The 19,094-nt window shown below is 53.7% G+C and carries 15 protein-coding genes; 14 read left to right on the top strand and 1 reads right to left on the bottom strand.

Going from position 1 to position 19,094, the window contains the following annotated elements:
* Positions 1-145 precede the first annotated feature (145 nt).
* On the bottom strand, positions 146-1,195 hold the full coding sequence (locus PsAD46_RS15495) for a LacI family DNA-binding transcriptional regulator (protein ID WP_208981865.1): 1,050 nt from the start codon (positions 1,193-1,195) through the stop codon (positions 146-148).
* Positions 1,196-1,653: 458 nt separating this feature from the next.
* Between PsAD46_RS15495 and PsAD46_RS15500 the strand changes: the two genes are divergently transcribed.
* The 14 genes from PsAD46_RS15500 (at position 1,654) to rbsC (ending at position 19,071) form a co-directional block, all read left to right on the top strand.
* On the top strand, positions 1,654-3,555 hold the full coding sequence (locus PsAD46_RS15500; RefSeq protein WP_063291948.1) for an ABC transporter substrate-binding protein: 1,902 nt from the start codon (positions 1,654-1,656) through the stop codon (positions 3,553-3,555).
* A gap of 97 nt (positions 3,556-3,652) precedes the next feature.
* Positions 3,653-4,639: an ABC transporter permease gene (locus tag PsAD46_RS15505; protein WP_063291949.1), complete on the top strand. Its 987-nt coding sequence runs from the start codon at positions 3,653-3,655 to the stop codon at positions 4,637-4,639.
* A gap of 7 nt (positions 4,640-4,646) precedes the next feature.
* A complete protein-coding gene (locus PsAD46_RS15510; RefSeq protein WP_063291950.1) occupies positions 4,647-5,789 on the top strand; it encodes an ABC transporter permease in 1,143 nt (380 codons plus the stop codon).
* A gap of 12 nt (positions 5,790-5,801) precedes the next feature.
* Complete coding sequence (locus PsAD46_RS15515) at positions 5,802-6,800, top strand: ABC transporter ATP-binding protein (protein ID WP_063291951.1); 999 nt, start codon at positions 5,802-5,804, stop codon at positions 6,798-6,800.
* A 12-nt stretch (positions 6,801-6,812) separates the two neighbouring features.
* Positions 6,813-7,853: an oligopeptide/dipeptide ABC transporter ATP-binding protein gene (locus PsAD46_RS15520; protein WP_063291952.1), complete on the top strand. Its 1,041-nt coding sequence runs from the start codon at positions 6,813-6,815 to the stop codon at positions 7,851-7,853.
* Positions 7,843-9,078 (top strand): HAD family hydrolase, encoded by a 1,236-nt coding sequence (locus PsAD46_RS15525; protein WP_063291953.1) that lies wholly within the window; start codon positions 7,843-7,845, stop codon positions 9,076-9,078. Before PsAD46_RS15520 ends, PsAD46_RS15525 begins: the two co-directional genes overlap by 11 nt.
* A gap of 39 nt (positions 9,079-9,117) precedes the next feature.
* Complete coding sequence (locus tag PsAD46_RS15530; RefSeq protein WP_063291954.1) at positions 9,118-11,631, top strand: hypothetical protein; 2,514 nt, start codon at positions 9,118-9,120, stop codon at positions 11,629-11,631.
* A complete protein-coding gene (locus PsAD46_RS15535; RefSeq protein ID WP_063291955.1) occupies positions 11,624-12,715 on the top strand; it encodes a glycoside hydrolase family 88 protein in 1,092 nt (363 codons plus the stop codon). The genes PsAD46_RS15530 and PsAD46_RS15535 overlap by 8 nt, the downstream gene beginning before the upstream one ends.
* A complete protein-coding gene (locus PsAD46_RS15540; RefSeq protein WP_063307294.1) occupies positions 12,705-14,090 on the top strand; it encodes a glycosyl hydrolase family 28 protein in 1,386 nt (461 codons plus the stop codon). Before PsAD46_RS15535 ends, PsAD46_RS15540 begins: the two co-directional genes overlap by 11 nt.
* Positions 14,091-14,101: 11 nt before the next feature.
* The gene (gene kduD / locus PsAD46_RS15545; RefSeq protein WP_063291957.1) at positions 14,102-14,860 is read left to right on the top strand and encodes a 2-dehydro-3-deoxy-D-gluconate 5-dehydrogenase KduD; all 759 of its coding nucleotides are present in this window, start codon (positions 14,102-14,104) and stop codon (positions 14,858-14,860) included.
* Positions 14,861-14,951: 91 nt separating this feature from the next.
* Positions 14,952-15,788 (top strand): 5-dehydro-4-deoxy-D-glucuronate isomerase, encoded by an 837-nt coding sequence (gene kduI / locus PsAD46_RS15550; RefSeq protein ID WP_063307295.1) that lies wholly within the window; start codon positions 14,952-14,954, stop codon positions 15,786-15,788.
* Between the two features lie 378 nt (positions 15,789-16,166).
* The gene (gene rbsD / locus PsAD46_RS15555; protein WP_063288553.1) at positions 16,167-16,586 is read left to right on the top strand and encodes a D-ribose pyranase; all 420 of its coding nucleotides are present in this window, start codon (positions 16,167-16,169) and stop codon (positions 16,584-16,586) included.
* Between the two features lie 41 nt (positions 16,587-16,627).
* Positions 16,628-18,121, top strand: coding sequence for an ATP-binding cassette domain-containing protein (locus tag PsAD46_RS15560; protein ID WP_063307296.1), 1,494 nt, complete (start codon positions 16,628-16,630; stop codon positions 18,119-18,121).
* Between the two features lie 5 nt (positions 18,122-18,126).
* Positions 18,127-19,071, top strand: coding sequence for a ribose ABC transporter permease (gene rbsC / locus PsAD46_RS15565; protein WP_057465239.1), 945 nt, complete (start codon positions 18,127-18,129; stop codon positions 19,069-19,071).
* The last annotated feature ends 23 nt before the right edge of the window (positions 19,072-19,094 follow it).

Here is a 19,094-nt window from a genome sequence, read left to right on the forward strand (position 1 = left end):
GCGGTAAAAGTAAGAGCTATAGGGCTTTAGGCCTGATGTGATGACAATAAAAAGCAAGGTAAACCCGCCAAAATATGGCTGCAGAAAACGTCTTCTAACCTTACTTGAATCTAAAAGAGGTCCCCTAAGGGAACGTGTTGGCGTGTTATGACTTGGAAAAAGACGAGTTTGGGATGCCCGTACTGTTGCGCAGGATCAAGCGGCACCCAAGCTCCACGCGGCGCGCACTGCGCTCGCTATCAGGCAGGGTTAAAGCTTCTTCCAACAGATTCAGCGCGACGTGACCGATCTCTTCCATGGGAACGTGGATGGTAGAGAGGGAAGGGCTGGACAGTTCGCCAAACAATGCATTGTCAAAGCCCATAATTGAAACATCGTTGGGGACAGAGTAGCCGTGGGTCTGTAGGGCTTTCATCGCACCAAGCGCAACGTTGTCTGCTGAGCAAAAGAACGCTGAGTAAGGGGAAGGACCATTGTGTTCGCTCAGCCATTTGCTGAAGTTGATCTCCACCACATCCTGCTGATAGTCGCCAACATCAATAATATCGGAGACAGGAACGTCGAGCCCAGCTTGTCTGAAGGCATCCAGAAACCCTTCAGTCCGTTGTTTCGCAACCCGCCGATTGCCCCAGGTGAGCAGCGCAATCTTTTTATGGCCCAGCTCCAGCAGGTGATCAGTCGCCAGCTTTGCCCCAAAACGATTGCTGGGGGCAACAGTATCCACTCTCATCGACTGATCCTGCCCACTCAGGATAACGGAGGCAGACGGCAGTTTGTAGAGCATATCGATGAGACATTGCCTGTCATCCTGCATGACTGCGATGCCTTGGGGGCGGTGTTTTGCAACGGCCTCTACAATATTGTCCGGATTGATTTCATTTTCTTCCTCGATCTGAGGAATGAGGCGAATACCACGGCTTTGGCATTCTTTCCTGAAGGCGTTCAGCATGGTCCAGGCCACGAAGTTGCGATCAGACTTAGGGAAGGCTTTCTTAGTGCCAACCAGTAGCACTGTAGAGAGCAGGGAGATAGAAGCTTTGCGTCTCCGCTTGGCGAGGTAACCGGTCTCACGCGCGATGCCCAACACACGTTCCTGCACTTCACTGCCGATGGGAGCAGAAGCGTTTAAAACGTGGGAAACAGTGCTGATTGAGACGTTCGCAAGTTTTGCGATCTGCTTGATACCCGTTGCCACGCGACTTCCACCATTCATCAATAGGACAGGCAATTATTGAATGAAAATCTTTTCATGTGCAACGCCTACGTGCGTGCTGCTGTGTATCACTGAAAGGAACTGATTGATGAATATTACTTATCCAATACGCATTTGATACTCAGACAACTTCGCAGTCGCATTCGTGATTATGATCTAAGGTGATGAATAAATTTAAGAAAATCTGCATTGCTCAACTTTTGGTGGCAAATGAGCCAGATTGAGTGATGACCTTCAAGTAAGTTGAAGAACCAATCATGAAAAAGTTTTCATAAAGGCGCCTTGTTGTCAAACGGTGCTCCTGTCATCTTTGCCAGGTAACCGATTGTCAACAAGGTCATATTCGGGCTGCCAGGTGCAGTGGGGTGGGCTTGTTGCATTAATAGAAGTAATGCGTTTTGGCGGGGAGGATCTGGCAAAACGTGTTGGGGGAGAATTTGATGAAGAGCGTTACACTCACGTCGATTGCTGCTTTGACGCTGCCGTTTCTGGCCGCCAATGGCTGGGCCTATAACGAGGCGCCCATGCTCAAGCAGTTGGTTGAAGCTGGTCAATTGCCACCGGTTGAAGAGCGTCTGCCGAAAAATCCACGCGTTATTCCTGTCTACGACAGCATCGGCACCTATGGTGGTGTCCTGAAGCGTGCGTTCAAAGGCCCGAGTGACCGTTGGGGGCCAACCAAGCTCATGGAAGAGCGTGTGGTTGAAACCTACATGGACGGCGACAAGAACCTGTCTCTGGTTCCAGGCTGGATCGGCGAATACTCTGCAAGTGAGGACGCTCGTGAGTTCACCTTTACAATCCGCGAAGGTCTGCGCTGGTCTGACGGAGCACCCGTCACCACCCGCGATGTTCGGTTCTGGTATGAAGACGTCTTCCTCAATGAAGACCTGATGCCCTCCATCAAAGCGCTGTACACCTCCAACGGTGTGCCAATGAAGCTGTCTTTTGCTGATGATTACACCTTCACTGTTTCCTTTGAGAAGCCATACCCGCTGTTCCTGACCGTTCTGGCCAAGGAAAGCACGGGCCGTCCGGGTCTGGATCGTCCTGGCTTCATCGAGCCCTTCCACTACCTCAAAGACTATCACCCAGCCTACGCTGATCCTGCCAAGCTGGAGGCAGCCATTGCCAAGTATGGCGCCAAGAAATGGACAGATCTCTGGGATTCCAAAGGCCAAATTCAGGCGTGGTGGTTCAACCCGAATATGCCGGTTCTCACCGCATGGCGCGTGAAAACACCGCCGCCTGCTGATACCGTGGTCATGGAGCGCAATCCTTATTACTACGGCGTGGATGCAGAAGGAAACCAGCTTCCTTACATCGACCAGATCGAGCACCGCCTGTTCCAGGATCCACAAGCCATCAACTTCATGGCGATTCAGGGCGAGATTGACCTCCAAAACCGCCACATCAACGTGGCCGACTTCACGCTCCTGAAAGAGAACGAAGCCAAGGGCGACTACACCATTGAAAAATGGACCAAGGCGCTGACATGGTCGATCATTCCGAACCTCAATTCCAAAGATGAAGTCAAGCAGGCTCTGTTCGAAGACATTCGCTTCCGCGAAGCACTAAACATCTCAGTTGACCGCGAAACCATCAACGAACTGGCGTTCTCCGGTTTAGGTGAGGCGCGTCAGGCTTCGCCGATCTCCGGCTCTCCATTCTACGATGAAGAAGCTGAAGCGCGTTGGACAGAGTATGACCCGGACAAAGCCGCAAAGCTTCTGGATGCGATTGGCCTGACCGAGCAAGATGGGGATGGCTATCGTCTGATGTCAGATGGCCGTCGCCTCAGCCTCGTGCTGGAAACTCGCTGGGACATCCAGGGCGAACTGCTCGAAGTGGTCCGTACCTACTGGCAGGATGTTGGCATTGAAGTTCTGGTGCGTATCATCGACCGCACGCTCTACCAGCAGCACGTTGATACGGCGGACTTCGATATGGTCCTCGACACGTTTGATCGTTCCTCCGTCATTACAGCTGACCCGCTTCGGTTCCTTGGTCGCTATGGCTTTGCACAGAGCTACTTCAACTGGTGGAGCACCAACGGTAAGGCCGGTGAAGAGCCGCCGAAAGATCATCCGATCAGAGAAGTCTGGAAAGCATGGGAAAGCGCCCAGACTGCACATAGCCTTGAAGAAGCTAATACCTATGCGCAGCAGATGGTGACCTTGCACAAACAATACGGTTGGCATGTGGGGCTCGTTGGTGAAACGCCTGCAATCTACGTGCGCAAAAACAGCCTGAAAAACTTCCCTGCGGGGTTCGTCCACGACGACGCGTTACGCGGCGTTGGCCTCGCATATCCGCAGCAGCTCTATTTCTCCCAAGATTAACCTGCCTTGCGGTTGAACTGGCGGTGGCGATCCCGATGCCGCCGCCAGTTCACAACTTCAATGCGTCCTTACAAGTACAATAAAACGGAAAAGGGATATGGCAGGTTATATTGCGCATCGCCTACTGTGGTCGATCCCGACATTGATCGTTATCACGATTGCCACATTCGTTATCATTCAGCTTCCACCGGGTGATTATGTAACAGCATACATTGCAGAACTGGTAGAAACTGGTGAAGTTATTGATGCGGAAACAGCTGCTCACATTCGTCATGAGTTTGGTTTGGACCGTCCAATGTACGAGCAGTTCCTCACATGGATCGGCGGAATCCTGCTTCATGGTGACTTCGGGCTGTCTCTCGACTGGAAACTTCCGGTATCTGAGCTGATCTGGGATCGTATCGGTCTCACCCTGCTGATCTCCATGCTCTCATTGTTGATGACATGGACGATCGCTATTCCAATCGGCGTATATTCCGCCACGCGTCAGTATTCATTCCTTGACCATCTGTTCACCGTTCTTGGCTTCCTCGGGCGCGGTATTCCAGACTTCCTACTCGCCTTGGTGCTGATGTGGATGGGCTTCCTCTACTTCAACTTCCACGTTGGCGGATTGTTCTCGCCAGCCTACGAAAATGCACCGTGGTCCTTTGCCAAATTCGGCGACCTTCTCTCCCACCTTTGGGTACCCGTTCTCGTACTCTCTACCGGTGGTGCAGCTGGCCTGTTGCGCATCATGCGCGCCAATATGCTGGAAGAGCTGGGCAAACCGTATGTTGAGACCGCCTATGCACAAGGCTTAAGCGAACGACAGGTCGTCTGGCGCTACCCGGTGCGCGTTGCTCTCAACCCGTTCATCTCCACCGTAGGTTGGGCATTGCCTGCACTCATTTCTGGCGATGTCATCACAGCAGTGGTGCTGAACCTCCCGACAACCGGCCCACTGCTTCTGCGCTCCTTGCAGAACCAGGACATGTATCTGGCTGGTGGCTTCATTCTCATACTGAGCGTCTTCACCATCATCGGCACGTTGCTTTCAGACATCCTGCTGGTGCTGACCGATCCACGCATTCGTCATTCGTGAGGGCACTATGTCAGAGCAAACTTTAAGTGATACTGTTGTTGAACCTGCAGTCGAGGTGAAGGAGAACTCCTCCTACACCGCCAAGCCACTGACCCTGATGTGGTGGCGTTTCAAAAAACATAAACTGGCCCTGTGGTCTCTGGGCGTGATCATCCTGCTTTATCTGGTTGCTGCATTCGCTGGTTTTCTGGCGCCGTATGATCCATTCAAGCACAACAGGCTTCACCCGTTCGTGCCGCCGCAGTCCATCCACCTGTTTAGCGAGGATGGCACGTTCCAGGGCCCGTTCGTCTATGGCCTGAAGCGCCAACGTGATCCGGAAACCGCTCGTCTTTCTTTTGAGGAAGATACCAGCAAGATCAATCGCATTCGGTTCTTCGTCGAAGGTGACAAATACAAGTTCTGGGGTCTCGTCCCAACCAAACTGCGCTTGTTCGGCGTCGAAGGTCGTCGCAACCGGGTTTACATCCTGGGGACAGACAAACTCGGTCGTGACCTGTTCTCTCGTTTGGTCTATGGCGCTCGTGTCACGCTCTCCGTTGGTTTGATCGGCGTGTTCTTCTCCTTCGTGATCGGTATTACACTCGGCAGTCTGGCAGGTCTCATCGGCGGAACAATTGATACCGTCATCCAGCGCATGGCCGAACTCGTCCGCTCCATTCCAACCATCCCGCTCTGGCTTGGTTTGGCAGCTGCTCTTCCGGTGAATTGGGATCCGATCCTCGTTTACTTGCTCATCACGGTCATTCTGGCATTAATCGGCTGGACCAACCTTGCCCGTGTGGTGCGTGGCCACTTCATGACCATCCGCAATCAGGATTTCGTGCTGGCAGCTCGTCTGTCTGGTGCTTCCAAAACCCGCATCGTGACCCGTCACATGCTGCCATCCATGACGTCCTATGTGATCGCAGCAATCTCATTGGCAATCCCGGAAATGATCCTCGGTGAGACAGCACTCAGCTTCCTTGGTCTGGGTCTGCGTCCTCCGGTCATCAGTTGGGGCGTGCTGTTACAGGATGCTCAGAACCTGCGCTCAATCGCTCTGGCTCCGTGGCTCCTCATTCCTGGCGTGGCGATTGTAGTGACAATCCTTGCTTTCAACTTCCTCGGCGATGGCTTGCGTGATGCTGCCGATCCCTATCAGAAATAAGGAGAACGGATCATGCAGGATGAAACCATTCTCGAAATCAAAGATCTCAACATTTGCTTTGAAATGCGTGAGGGGACCGTCAATGCCGTTAATGGCGTCAACTTTTCGGTCAAACCAGGTGAAGTGCTCGGCATCGTAGGCGAAAGCGGCAGCGGAAAGTCCCTGAGTGCCCGCTCCATCATGAACCTGCTGCCCCGCAACGCAACAGTCACCAATGGTTCTGTAAAGTTCCGCAAGAGCGATGGCGAAGTTGTCGATATCCTTGCTGAAAAGCGAGAAAGCCGGAAGATGCGTGAACTGCGCGGTGGTCATGTAGGTATGATTTTTCAGGAGCCTATGACAGCTCTCAGCCCGGTGCATTCCATCGGCAAACAGATCATGACCACGCTAAGCCTGCATACGGACCTTCCCAAAAAGGCGCAGGTAGAACGGGCAGCAGATCTGTTGGCTATGGTGCAAATGCCAAAGCCTATGGAAATGCTGAAAAAGTACCCACATCAGCTCTCTGGCGGCATGCGTCAGCGTGCCATGATCGCCATGGCACTCTCCTGTAACCCAAGCCTGTTGCTGGCTGATGAGCCCACAACCGCGTTGGATGTGACCACTGAAGCGCAGATCCTCGATCTCATCATGTCCTTGCAGGACGAATTGAACATGGCGGTGATCTTCATCACCCATAACTTCGGTGTGGTGGCAGAAATCGCAGATCGTGTCTCGGTTATGTATCTGGGCAATGCGGTGGAAACGGCTGCCGTAGATGACATTTTCTACAATCCAAAGCACCCGTACACCCGTGCACTGCTGCAATCCATCCCGCGTTTGGATGGGCAAAAGCGTCGCCGTCTGCAAACAATCGAAGGCATGGTGCCTGATCCGTTCAACCTGCCAACAGGCTGCGTGTTCCACACGCGCTGCGCTGAAAAGGTGGCAGGCAAATGCACCAGCCAGATCCCTGAGCTGACGTATTTTGAAAACGATCAGATGGCGCGCTGCCATCTCCATCAGGCATAAGGGCGAACTCTCATGACAAATATTCATGTACCTGATGATGCGCTGATCAGTGTTGAAAAACTGCAGATGCACTTCCCGATTAAAAAGGGATTCCTGGGCAGAGAGCAGGGCGCAGTCAAAGCCGTAGATGACGTGTCTTTTTACATCAGAAAAGGCGAAACTCTGGGTATTGTGGGTGAAAGTGGCTCCGGAAAATCCACCACCGCACGTGCTTTGCTGCGAGCTTATGAACCGACCGGCGGGAAAATACGCTTCAAAGATCCGGATGGTGTCTGGCATGACCTGACGCACAAGTCCGAAGCTGAAATGCGCAAGTTACGCCAGCACATGCAAATGATCTTTCAGGATCCTTATGCATCGCTCAACCCACGTATGACACTGCTGCAATTGGTCAGCGAACCGCTCGTCAACATCGGCTTGACCAACAAGAGCGAACTGGAAGACCGTGTTGCGGATCTGTTAAGCAAAGTGGGCCTGCGCCCTGAGAACATGAGCCGCTATCCTCACGCATTCAGTGGTGGTCAGCGCCAGCGCATCGGCATTGCCCGCGCCTTGGCACTGAACCCGACATTCATCGCAGCTGATGAATCCGTATCAGCTCTGGATGTGTCCATCGCCGCGCAGACCATCAACCTGCTTCAGGACCTGCAAGAGCAGATGGGGCTGACCTATCTCTTCATCACCCATGATCTGAGCATGGTGGAACACATCAGTGATCGCATTGGCGTGATGTATGCTGGGCGCTTGGTGGAGGTAGCAGACACAGCCAGCTTCTTTGAACAGCCGCTGCATCCGTATTCGGAAGCTCTACTGGCCGCTATCCCAATCCCTGACCCAAAGCGTGCCCGTGCCAAGAAACGTGGCCTCGTGAAAGGGGAGGTAGCTGATCCGGCGAACTTGCCAGTGGGCTGTGCGTTTGCCAGCCGGTGTCCGCATGCATCTGAGCATTGCCACATGTCCAATCCGGAATTGACTGAAACAGCAGGTGGTCGGTTCGTCCGCTGCCATCACTCTGCTGACCTGAAGCTACAAGGGGCCAACTATGACCAATAAAAACGGAAGCCTCATTGCCTTGAGGCAGGGTCTTCAGGAAACCGACGAACTTAACCTTGCGCGTAAATTTGCACCAGTGCTGCGACTGGACAGATCAGAACCATGGCGCCCGACCGCTATCGGGTTCACGGTCTTTTTGGAGGCAGGCAAGTCTCCAAGTAGCAAGTTTGAGATTGCGCCTAAAGCTGACCGCGTCATCGAATACGCGATCTTCTGGGACTATGACATTCAGCATCTTTACGACCTGGAACACATCTGGATTCATCTGGGTGCAGACGATCAGGTTGTCGCCGTTGAAGCATCTCAGCACGGCAAGCGCGTTGAAATGAAGAACGGTGACGCACTGCCAATTGAAAATGGCCGAGTCACGCTTTGGGCGGAACCTGGCAAACACGCCCACTTTGCATCCTGTGACGCCATGAAGGAACGCGAAGCTCACACCCGTTACGAGTGCTCGTTGGGGGCGGGGTTACATGGTGTTCATATGGGGAATCCATTCTCGCAAGAGTTTGGTGAGGTCACTCCATATGAACACCGCCTCGCACGCCTGCAAATGCAACGTTTGGTGATGGAACCATCCTACGGCGAAACTCTGCGCTGGGATTGTGCTGAAGACGATCTGGTGCCATGGGCTCGTTCGGAGAGCTGGATCCCTGAGCGGGTGAAACACCTCATCAACGACCTGCGCAAAACCCTTCCGCATCTCAAAGCCATCTTTCTGGATTGTGGTGACACGCTCATCGATGAAGGCACTGAGATTAAAAAGGAAGGCAGTGATGTTGCCTACGGTGCTGAGCTCCTGCCACATGCCCGTGAAGCGCTGAACACGCTGGTTGCCCGCGGTTACCGCCTTGCTCTCGTGGCTGACGGCCCACGCGCAACCTTTAAGAATATTCTGGGACAGCACGACCTGTGGGATCATTTCGAAAGCCACACCATTTCAGGTGATGTGGGTGTTCTGAAACCAGATTACAGAATGTTTGAGTGCGCCATGTCTTCACTCGGGCTGAGCGAAACAGATGCTGGCAGTATCGTTATGGTTGGCAACAACCTTGAACGTGACATCAAAGGTGCGAACGAAGCAGGTCACAAGAGCATCTTCCATAAGTGGACGCAGCGCAGAAATGTGGATCCGCAAGACGCCAGTGAAGAGCCTACTCGGATCATCGCTTCGCTTCACGAGCTGGTCAGCTGTATCGAGCAAATCGAGCTTTCGCTTACCTGAAGTCCCATAAAAGATACCCCATTTACAAGGAGTGGTTTTGTGCCAAAAACACAATTCCCCTGGCAGATCAAAAAGGGTGAGCCCTTAAGCTATTGGGAGGTCTCTGGGCTGACGGAGACACCCTTTGCTGGCGAGGCAGATACTTTGCCCGACAAAGTGAACTACACCTACATCAACGGTTTTACCGATGTCGGCGACCTCCCATGCCGCATTGCCTTCTGGAATGACATGAAGGGCAGGGATGTTCCGTGTCCGCATGATTCCCAACTGGCTGAAACTCGCATCCAGTCGTCACAGTCCGTGTTGGACTTCAGCGGCTTTTGGTTCTGTCCAACCCATCTGCAACGCGTTTTGCGCTGTGTGGTGAACGCACCAGCTACAGGGAACTATCAGTTCCGCGTCCGCACAGCCGGCGGTGTACGTGTCTGGTTGAGCGGTGAGCCCGGTTTTGCATTCGAGCCTCTGGTTCGCAATAAACCGCAGGAAAGCCTCGAAACGCTTGCTCTGTTCAAAGGTGCGAATGAAATCATCGTGCATCTGGAAGACATTGCCGAGCGCGACACCGTTTATTCTCTCGAGCTCCTCTATGAGGGCTCAGAGGAAACTGACGCTGATTTGCAAGTCGGCCTCAGTACCACATACGATGCAAAGGCCTTGAGGGTAGCTGAAGCGTTTATCTCCAGCATCCAACCAGACAAGCTCTATTACTCTGAAGGAGATGTGGAACTGCAGTTTGAAGGTTCCTTGCCAGAAGACGCTCAGGTCCACGTTGAAACTCTGCCACTGCTTAAACCAACTCTGGCGGGCAGCAAGGGCACCTATACCTTGCCCAAAGGCGCAAATCGTCTGGTCGGTCCACGTGTCGATGATCTGGCTCCGACCACCAATCTCGTGCGGGTCACCTTGTTCACCCAAGGCCTTGGTGTTGCACGGGAAGTGGGCGTTGTCTGCCTGAAGGATCTGGAAAAGGGCACTGGCTCAACACTGGAAGAGCGCCGCAATGAGCTTTTAACAGCCAGCGCACAGACTGGCGAAAGCCATCTCTCCCATGCTTTGGCAAAGCTACATGCGGGCATTGATCTGGACACAGCCAGGAAGCTGCTTCTTGAAGCGCTAAGCAAGATTTCCCGCCGCGAAGATTGCGCCGACTTTGCGTTCCTGCCATTGCTCTGGATCTGGAAAGATCATGCATGGACAAAGTTCACAGAGCAAACCTGGCGCCGTGTCCGCTCTACAATCCTCGGCTTCCGCTACTGGTTTGATGAACCGGGCAACGATGCCATGTGGTTCTGGAGTGAAAACCACACGCTCTGCTTCCATGCCTCCCAGTACCTTGCTGGAACCATGTTCCCGGAAGATCTCTTCCTCTGCTCTGGCAGACAAGGCCAGCATCAAAAGCAGGTTGGCTATGAGCGGCTGTTGATGTGGTTTGAAACCGTGGAACGGGACGGTCTGGCAGAGTGGAATTCTATTCCATACTACCCGATCGACTTTATCGGCCTGACAGCACTGTATCATCTGGCACCGGATGCTGACATCCGTGATCGCTCCAAAGCGCTCATGGACTCTATATTCCAAATGATGGCCCTGCACACCCAGTCCGGCCTGCCTGCTGGCTCCATGGGGCGGTGTTACGACAAGGATATCTTCGCAGGCCCGGCAAGCGAACTGGCAACACTCTGCCATTTTGCATGGGGTAACGGCTTCGTGTCCTCCGGCAACTTCGCCTCAACGCTGATTGCGCTGAGCGACTACGTACCGCCGGAAGAAACCAGCACATATGCGTCGGTACCTGAAGGACGTGCTCTGGAAACCAACTACACGCAGGGTCATGAACACGCAGGTAAGCTTAAGCTTTATAAAACTGCGGACGCACAGCTTTCCACCGTCGTAGACCACAAAACCGGGCAACACGGCCACCAGCAGCATGTGCAGGATGTCATGCTCGCAGGCAATCCATACGCACGGTTCTGGATCAACCATCCAGGTGAAACTCAGGTCTGGGGCAGCGGGCGACCTTCTTACTGGTCCGGCAACGGAACGCTTCCGCGTGCGGATCAAACGGGCCCGGCGGGTCTGATGATTTTCAATGCCGCCGAAAACGAGGTTGACTTCACCCACCTCTATGCGCCTTTGCACATCTGCGATGAGCATGAGCTCACTGGCAACTGGCTCTTTGCTCGCGTCAAAGACGGTTTCACCGCCTTCTACACCGCAAATGGCATGGAGCCACTGCAAACCGGCTGCTTTGCCGGTGTTGAGTTCCGCAGTTCAGGGCGCCGCAATGCGTGGGTGACTGTAACAGGCTCAGCTCAAACCGAAACCTTCGCAGAGTTCAAGGCACGTCTGCTCGCCAGCAACATCAGCTGGAATGCAGAAACATTGTCCTTAAGCGTTGAGATCAACGGGCAGGGCAACCTCTCGCTCAACTGGGAAGGCGAGTTGCTCGTCAACGGCAAGCAAAGTGTCTTCGAAAACCTCAGCCCGGTTCCACGCATCGGTCTGAAACGGCTTGATCAGTCCAGCTTAACTCAGGAGGCAGCTCATGTTTGAGACATCCAGGCTTGAAGACGCTCTGGCTCTGACTGCAGATGGCTTCCGCAGTCTGAAGGGCATCAACGATACCCCGTCAGAACTCGACAATGACGGCTCCATTCACTTTGATGAATGGGACTGGGAAGTCGGTGTAGGTCTCTACGGCTTTTACAAGCAGGCTTGCAAGACCGGCGATGAGCGCATGAAGCGCAACCTCGCCAACTGGTATGACATGCAGATTGCCCGTGGCCTGCCATCGCGCCAGATCAACTCCACAGCCCCCATGCTCTGCCTTGCTTTGTTGGCTCGTGAAACCAACAACCAGCGGTGGAAGCAGATCGTGACCGATTGGGCTGAGTGGTTGATCAACGATATGCCCAAAACCGTTGATGATGGCTTCCAGCATCTGGTCAAGGAGCGCGAGAACGACGGTCAGCTCTGGGATGATACGCTGTTCATGGCAGGTCTGTTCATGGGGGTGGCTGGCGATTGGCTGAACCGCCCTGATTGGGTGGAAGAAGCCTACTACCAGTTCCTTGTCCATGGCCGGTACCTGTCAGATCCGGTGAGCGGCCTCTGGTATCATGGCTGGACCTTCCTGGGGAACCACAACTACGCCGAGGCCTTCTGGGCCCGCGGCAATGCGTGGATCACGATAGCCGTGCCGGAACTGTTTGAGCTGGTTGGTGAACGTTATGGTCCGGCAGCGCGCCAGATCAAGGCGCTCTACTGCCGTCAGGTGGAAGCCTTGCTGCCTCTCCAGTTGGAAGACGGCATGTGGCCAACTCTGTTGGATCAGCCGGATTCCCCACCAGAAACCTCCGCCACCGCAGGCTTTGCCTACGGTCTGCTGCGGGGCGTGAGAACAGGCATCCTGCCGGAAAGCTACTTGCAACCCACACTCAAGGCTGCGGCTGCGGTTCTGCAGCGGATAGATGCAGCTGGGATCGTGCAGGAAGTCTCCGATGGCACGGCCATGGGGCATGATTTTGAGTTCTATCGGAACATTCCGAACACTCCCACACCATACGGGCAGGCACTGGCAAGCCTTCTTTTGATTGAACTTCTTGCCGCTGAGGAATTATTGCAAGATGTCGCTTAATACACACCATGTCACTGTCACAGACGGCGAAAAAGACATAACGCAGGCCGTCCAGCAAGCAATTGACGCAGTTCACGCAGCTGGCGGTGGTCAGGTCGTGCTGCCAAGAGGGAAGTGGGTCTCAAAGGCGCTGAAACTAAAGTCTTTTGTAGACCTGCACCTGCCAAACGGTTGTGAGCTTTCCTGCTCCACCGACTATGCAGACTATGAAGCCGGCAAGGTCTCCGTCATTGCGGAAGATTCTGACCGTGCTTTCATCACAGCGCGCGATCAGCAAGGCATCTCCATTTCCGGCAGCGGTACCATTCATGGCCACAGTGCAAAATGGTGTGGTCGTGAAGGTCTCTTTGAAGGGACGTTCTGGCCCAAGATGCTACGCCCGCGTATCGTCGTCTTCGAAAACTGCAAAGACGTCAGCCTCACAGGCATTTCTATTGTTGAAGCGCCTATGTGGACCATCCACCTGATCGCCTGTCATCAGGTGAAGGCAGAAGGTCTGCGCATTCTCAATGATATGCGTATGCCAAACACCGATGGCATCAACTTCGACAGCTGCACCGATGCCTCTATCTTCAACTGCGTGATCCGCGCAGCCGATGATGCGGTTTGCGTAAAAACCTGCCGCAAAGAAGATGAAAGCCTCAATGGGCCGGCAGAGCGGATCATCGTCAGTAACTCCATCCTCTCCTCAAAGTCCTGTGCTTTGAAGATCGGCACGGAAACCTATCAGGATGTGCGGGATGTGCTGTTCACCACCTGCACAATCACCGAGTCCAACCGCGCCTTCGGCATCTTCTCCCGCGATGGCGGAGATATCGAGCGCATTCGCTTCTCCAACTGCACCGTTCAATGCGAGCAGACACCAGACGGGTTCTGGGGCAGCGGCGAGGCGATCACCATCAATGCCCTGCCGCGTGTCGCTGGCGACGTGCCGGGTTACGTGCGTGATGTATCTGCTGATGGCATCACGGGCCGGGCACAAGGGGCCATCAACATTGTCGGTCACGAAGCCCAGAAGATCGAGAGTGTTTCGCTCAGCAACATCCAGCTCACACTGGAAACCGGCAAGTTCTCGGATTCCTACTATCTCGACCTGCGCCCAAGCCCGCACGATGTAAACCTACTCGATAATCCCGAGCAAGGCCGCCGCAACGCATGGGTCAAAAACGAGGCAGGGCAAGTCCTTGGCCTTGAGCCCTATCCGAACGGATTGCCGGGTCTCTGGCTGGATCATGCCAACAACGTCCGTTGCAACGATGTTGTGATCCACAGACCCGCACCGCTGCCGAAAGGCTGGTCGACGGAAGAGGCGGAACTCGGCCACGTCTCCAACGTTTGCTTCAGCAAACCTGCAAGTTCTCACAGTGTTGTTTAGGAATAGGACATATGCTGAAACAGTTTGATTTAAATGGAAAAACCGCAATTGTAACCGGCTGCGATACAGGTCTCGGTCAGGCCATGGCCGTTGGCTTGGCAAAGGCGGGCTGTGATGTGGTCGGCGTCAACGTGGTCGAGCCAAAAGAGACAGTGGACTTGATGGCGGATACTGGCCGCAAGTTCTTCGATCTGCGTGCCGACCTGAGCAACAAGGAAGCTCTACCGGGCATCGTTGCTGATGCTGTCGCGGCCACTGGACAGGTTGATATTCTCGTCAACAACGCAGGCATCATCCGCCGCGAAGAGGCGCTGGACTTCTCAGAAGACGACTGGGATGCGGTGATGAACCTCAACATCCGCTCGCTCTTCTTCCTCTCTCAGCTGGTTGCAAAGCAGTTCGTGAAGCAGGGCACCGGCGGCAAAATCATCAATGTTGCCTCCATGCTTTCCTATCAGGGCGGCATTCGCGTGCCATCCTACACCGCCTCCAAAAGCGCAGTTCTGGGCCTGACCCGTGCATTAGCAAATGAGTGGGCAAAGCACGGCATCAACGTCAACGCGATCGCACCCGGTTACATGGCAACCAACAACACCGCAGCGCTCCGGGCGGATGCTGATCGTAATCAGGCCATTCTGGACCGCATTCCGGCGGAGCGCTGGGGCGAACCGACGGATGTCGCAGGACCATGTGTCTTCCTCGCGTCTGAGGCAGCCTCATATGTCAACGGCTTCACCATTGCTGTCGATGGCGGCTGGCTCGCCCGCTAACTGAAACACAAAACCAAAAGCAAACAACGCGCAGTTGAAAAGTTGAGCGACTGGAAAAGTGTGCTCAATTGCCGAATTTTAGGAGATCACCATGGAAGTAAGACAAGCAATTCACAGCGACCACGCTAAAACATTGGATACAGAAGGCTTGCGCCGTGAGTTCCTCATCGAAAGCATATTTGCTGCCGATGAAATCACCATGACCTACAGCCACGTAGACCGCATCATAGTAGGTGGTGTGATGCCGGTGAACACAGAAGTCGTCTTGGCGGCAGACTACGGCAAGAAGCTGGGCGTTTCCTACTTTTTGGAACGCCGCGAAATCGGTTTCATCAACGTGAGTGGCCCGGCTGTCATCACAGTAGATGGTGAAACCTACGAAATCGCACAGGAAGAAGCGCTTTACATTGGGATGGGTGCAAAAGATGTGTCTTTCAAAAGCATCGATAAGCAGAACCCGGCCAAGCTCTATTACAACTGCGCCCCTGCTCATAAAACCTATCCAAACAAGAAGGTAACTCTGGCAGAAGCCTCTCCGGTCACTCTGGGCGATGCTGAAAACTGCAATGAGCGCACGATCAATAAGTACTTCGTGCCGGATGTACTCCCAACCTGTCAGCTGCTCATGGGCATGACCAAACTGCATCAGGGCTCCATCTGGAACACCATGCCAGCGCATACCCATGATCGTCGTATGGAAGTATATTTCTACTTCAATATGAAGGAGGATGCCGCAGTGGTGCATATGATGGGCGAACCGCAGGAAACCCGCCACTTGTTCGTTCACAACGAGCAGGCAGTGATCTCCCCAAGCTGGTCCATCCATAGCGGTGTCGGCACCCAGTCCTACACCTTCATCTGGGGTATGATCGGTGAAAACCAGGAGTTCACCGACATGGACCACATCGCAGTTCCTGATCTGAAGTAAACAACATCTAATCTTTGAAATGCCACAAGCCCCGCTCTGAAAAGGAGCGGGGCTTTTTGCTTGCCTGAAGGATGCTTGGCTCAATATCCCCAAGATCTAAGTATGGAAAAATAGGCGCAAATTGTCTCAGTTGTCGGGCAGGCTCTTGCCTTTAGCGTGCTTCGGGTGGCCAGAGTGCATCCGCAATAAAGCCATATAACCTCTGATATTTTTGCACTTACCTCTCATTGTTCAGGTCAGGCGCTCTTTCAGTATGCCTGAATTAAACTGGAAGAATTCTAGAAATTGACTCGCGCAAACGTTTGCGCAAACGGTTGCGTAACCCATACGCGCATGCTAACGTCTCTTCAATCGAGACAACGCGGAGGAACTGCTGCAATGAAGAAGGGCGTACTTTTAAACGCTCCGGTCTCTAGCATTATCTCTCATATGGGCCATGGGGATGGTCTGTGTGTTGGAGACGCCGGGCTCCCAATTTCCAAGGATGTCGAGCGCATCGACCTTGCCATTACAAAGGGTTTGCCAGGCATGCTGGAAACGGCAAGCGCGATCACAGCTGAGATGCAGGTAGAGCGGGTTGTCATTGCTGAAGAGCTGATTGAACACCAGCCAGCTTATCACTTGCGTCTGCGTTCACTCATTGCCGAAATCGCAAAGTGTCAGGGCAACAGCGTAGAGACCACAACTGTCTCTCATGAGGAATTCAAGGCATTAACTGGTAAATGCCGGGCGGTGGTGCGCACGGGAGAATGCACGCCCTACGCCAATGTGATTTTTTATTCAGGCGTAACGTTCTGAGGGAAATCTGAGATAATTCGGGCTTTGGGAGAGGACACCCAGTGACAACCCTTCTTGAACTTCAGGGAATTGAAAAATCCTTCTCCGGGATCAACGTGCTCAAATCCGTTGATCTGACGATCCGGGCTGGGCGCGTTGTGGCGCTGGCCGGTGAAAACGGAGCCGGTAAATCAACCCTGATGAAAATTATATCGGGCATCTATCAGCGCGATGCAGGCACGGTGATCTATAAGGGCAATGAGGTCAAATTCACCACAGCACGTCAGTCCATGGATGCCGGAATTGGCATTATCCACCAAGAGCTTAATCTGCTGCCTGAACTGTCCGTTGCTGAGAACATCTATCTGGGCCGGGAACCCACCAACCTGGGCAAAATCCAGTGGGATGTGATCGAGCGGGAAAGCAAAAAGTACCTCGCTCAGCTGAAACAGGATATCGATCCTAAAATGCCACTGGGCAAGCTCTCCATCGCGCAGCAGCAAATGGTAGAGATCGCCAAAGCGCTCTCGCTGAACGCTGAAGTGATCATCATGGATGAGCCAACCGACGCGCTCACCGATATTGAGACAGCAATCCTGTTTGAAGTCGTGGACGAGCTGCGGGCGCAAGGCAAAGGTCTCGTGTTCATCTCGCACCGTTTGGGTGAAATTTTCCAGATGTGTGATGACATCGCCATTCTGCGCGATGGTGAGATGGTCCATCAGGGGCCGGTCTCTGAAATCACCGAGGACGACCTGATCCGCCATATGGTGGGCCGTGAACTTTCCGATCAGTATCCTTTCGTTCCAGCCGCTCCGGGTGATGTGCGTATCGAGGTTGAGAAACTGACTGCGCACGGCGCAAAAGAGGTCTCCTTCACAGCCAATGCTGGCGAAGTTGTCGGGTTCGCAGGCCTTGTTGGAGCAGGGCGAACAGAACTTGCCAAGGCAATCTTTGGCGCAAACCCAATCGACAGCGGCACAGTTAAGATCGACGGCAAAGAGATCCGCCTTAAATCACCACAGGATGGTGTCAAAGCGCAGATTGGCTACGTCACTGAAGACCGCAAGCAGGAAGGTCTCGTCCAGTCACAGGAGTTGAGCACCAACATGTCCCTCACAGGGCTGGACCGGTTCTGCAACGTGCTCGGGTTCGTCAACAAAGCCTCTGAAGCAGTCACCATCAGCGAGTACATCGAAGCGTTTGCCATCAAGACCAGAGATGCAAACACCATCATCTCCAATCTGTCCGGCGGCAACCAGCAAAAGGTCTCCATCGCCAAGTCATTGGTGCCGGAACCAAAGGTCCTCATTCTTGATGAGCCCACGCGCGGCGTGGATGTAGGCGCAAAACGCGAAATCTACACACTCATCAACAAGCTGAAAGCAGAGGGTCTTTGCATCCTGCTGATCTCCTCCGACATGCCAGAGCTTCTGGGTATCTCTGATCGCATCCACGTCTTGTCCAGCGGCAAGTTGACCGGATCGTTCTCACGAGCCGAAGCCACTCAAGAAAACATTATGCGCTGCGCCGTTGCTGGCCAAACGAACGGGTAAAACAGATGAAGCTCAACGACTTTATCAGTGAAAATAAGTCTCTGATTGGCCTGATCATCCTGATGGCCGCAGTGTCCTTCGCCAATGCCAACTTCCTTGGCATCGATAACATGCTCAACATCCTGCGTCAGACCTCGATCAATGCAGTCATCGCTATGGGCATGACCTTTGTGATCCTGACGGCGGGCATCGATCTGGCGGTTGGTTCCATTCTGGCCTTCGCTGGTGCCATCTGCGCAAGTCTCATTGGCATGGATACGCCGCTCATCATCGCACTGATCGCCACCATTATGGTTGGTGCGGGCCTTGGTGCAACAAGTGGCGTAATTATCAGCTACTTCAACGTTCAGCCGTTCATCGCAACACTGGTTGGCATGACCATGATCCGCGGCGCGACACTGGTTTATACGCAAGGCCGCCCAATCTCTACGGGTTACTTTGATGTGGCCGAAAGCTTCTACCAGTTCGGCGGCGGCTACATTCTCGGCATTCCGAACCCGGTGATCCTGATGGTGGTCATCTTCGCGCTCTGCTGGTTCGTTCTCAGCCAGACCCGTTTCGGTCGTTACGTTTACGCCATTGGCGGCAATGAAAACGTGGCTCGTCTGTCCGGTATCAATGTCAAAAAAGTCAAAATTCTTGTCTACGCCCTCAGCGGAGCGCTCGCCGCACTGGCAGGCATCATCCTGACAGCACGCCTTGAATCTGCCCAGCCAACAGCTGGTCTGGGATACGAGCTCGATGCGATCGCAGCCGTGGTTCTCGGCGGCACAAGCCTTGCTGGCGGTAAGGGGCGGATCTTTGGCACCATCATCGGTGCCCTCATTATCGGTGTATTGAATAACGCACTGAATATTATGGATGTTTCATCCTACTACCAGATGATCGCGAAAGGTGCGGTTATCCTTCTGGCGGTTGTCGTCGACAGCCGTGGCAAATCAAACGCGTGAGCAATCAAACTGAACCTCGGGAG

The sequence above is a fragment of the Pseudovibrio sp. Ad46 genome, assembly GCF_001623065.1.
Classification (GTDB): Bacteria; Pseudomonadota; Alphaproteobacteria; order Rhizobiales; family Stappiaceae; genus Pseudovibrio.

Excerpts from the sequence above, each read along its gene's own strand:
- PsAD46_RS15500 (WP_063291948.1), top strand. The coding sequence starts at position 1,654 with ATGAAGAGCGTTACACTCACGTCGATTGCTGCTTTGACGCTGCCGTTT.
- PsAD46_RS15505 (WP_063291949.1), top strand. The coding sequence starts at position 3,653 with ATGGCAGGTTATATTGCGCATCGCCTACTGTGGTCGATCCCGACATTG.
- PsAD46_RS15510 (WP_063291950.1), top strand. The coding sequence starts at position 4,647 with ATGTCAGAGCAAACTTTAAGTGATACTGTTGTTGAACCTGCAGTCGAG.
- PsAD46_RS15515 (WP_063291951.1), top strand. The coding sequence starts at position 5,802 with ATGCAGGATGAAACCATTCTCGAAATCAAAGATCTCAACATTTGCTTT.
- PsAD46_RS15520 (WP_063291952.1), top strand. The coding sequence starts at position 6,813 with ATGACAAATATTCATGTACCTGATGATGCGCTGATCAGTGTTGAAAAA.
- PsAD46_RS15525 (WP_063291953.1), top strand. The coding sequence starts at position 7,843 with ATGACCAATAAAAACGGAAGCCTCATTGCCTTGAGGCAGGGTCTTCAG.
- PsAD46_RS15535 (WP_063291955.1), top strand. The coding sequence starts at position 11,624 with ATGTTTGAGACATCCAGGCTTGAAGACGCTCTGGCTCTGACTGCAGAT.
- PsAD46_RS15540 (WP_063307294.1), top strand. The coding sequence starts at position 12,705 with ATGTCGCTTAATACACACCATGTCACTGTCACAGACGGCGAAAAAGAC.
- kduD (WP_063291957.1), top strand. The coding sequence starts at position 14,102 with ATGCTGAAACAGTTTGATTTAAATGGAAAAACCGCAATTGTAACCGGC.
- kduI (WP_063307295.1), top strand. The coding sequence starts at position 14,952 with ATGGAAGTAAGACAAGCAATTCACAGCGACCACGCTAAAACATTGGAT.
- rbsD (WP_063288553.1), top strand. The coding sequence starts at position 16,167 with ATGAAGAAGGGCGTACTTTTAAACGCTCCGGTCTCTAGCATTATCTCT.
- rbsC (WP_057465239.1), top strand. The coding sequence starts at position 18,127 with ATGAAGCTCAACGACTTTATCAGTGAAAATAAGTCTCTGATTGGCCTG.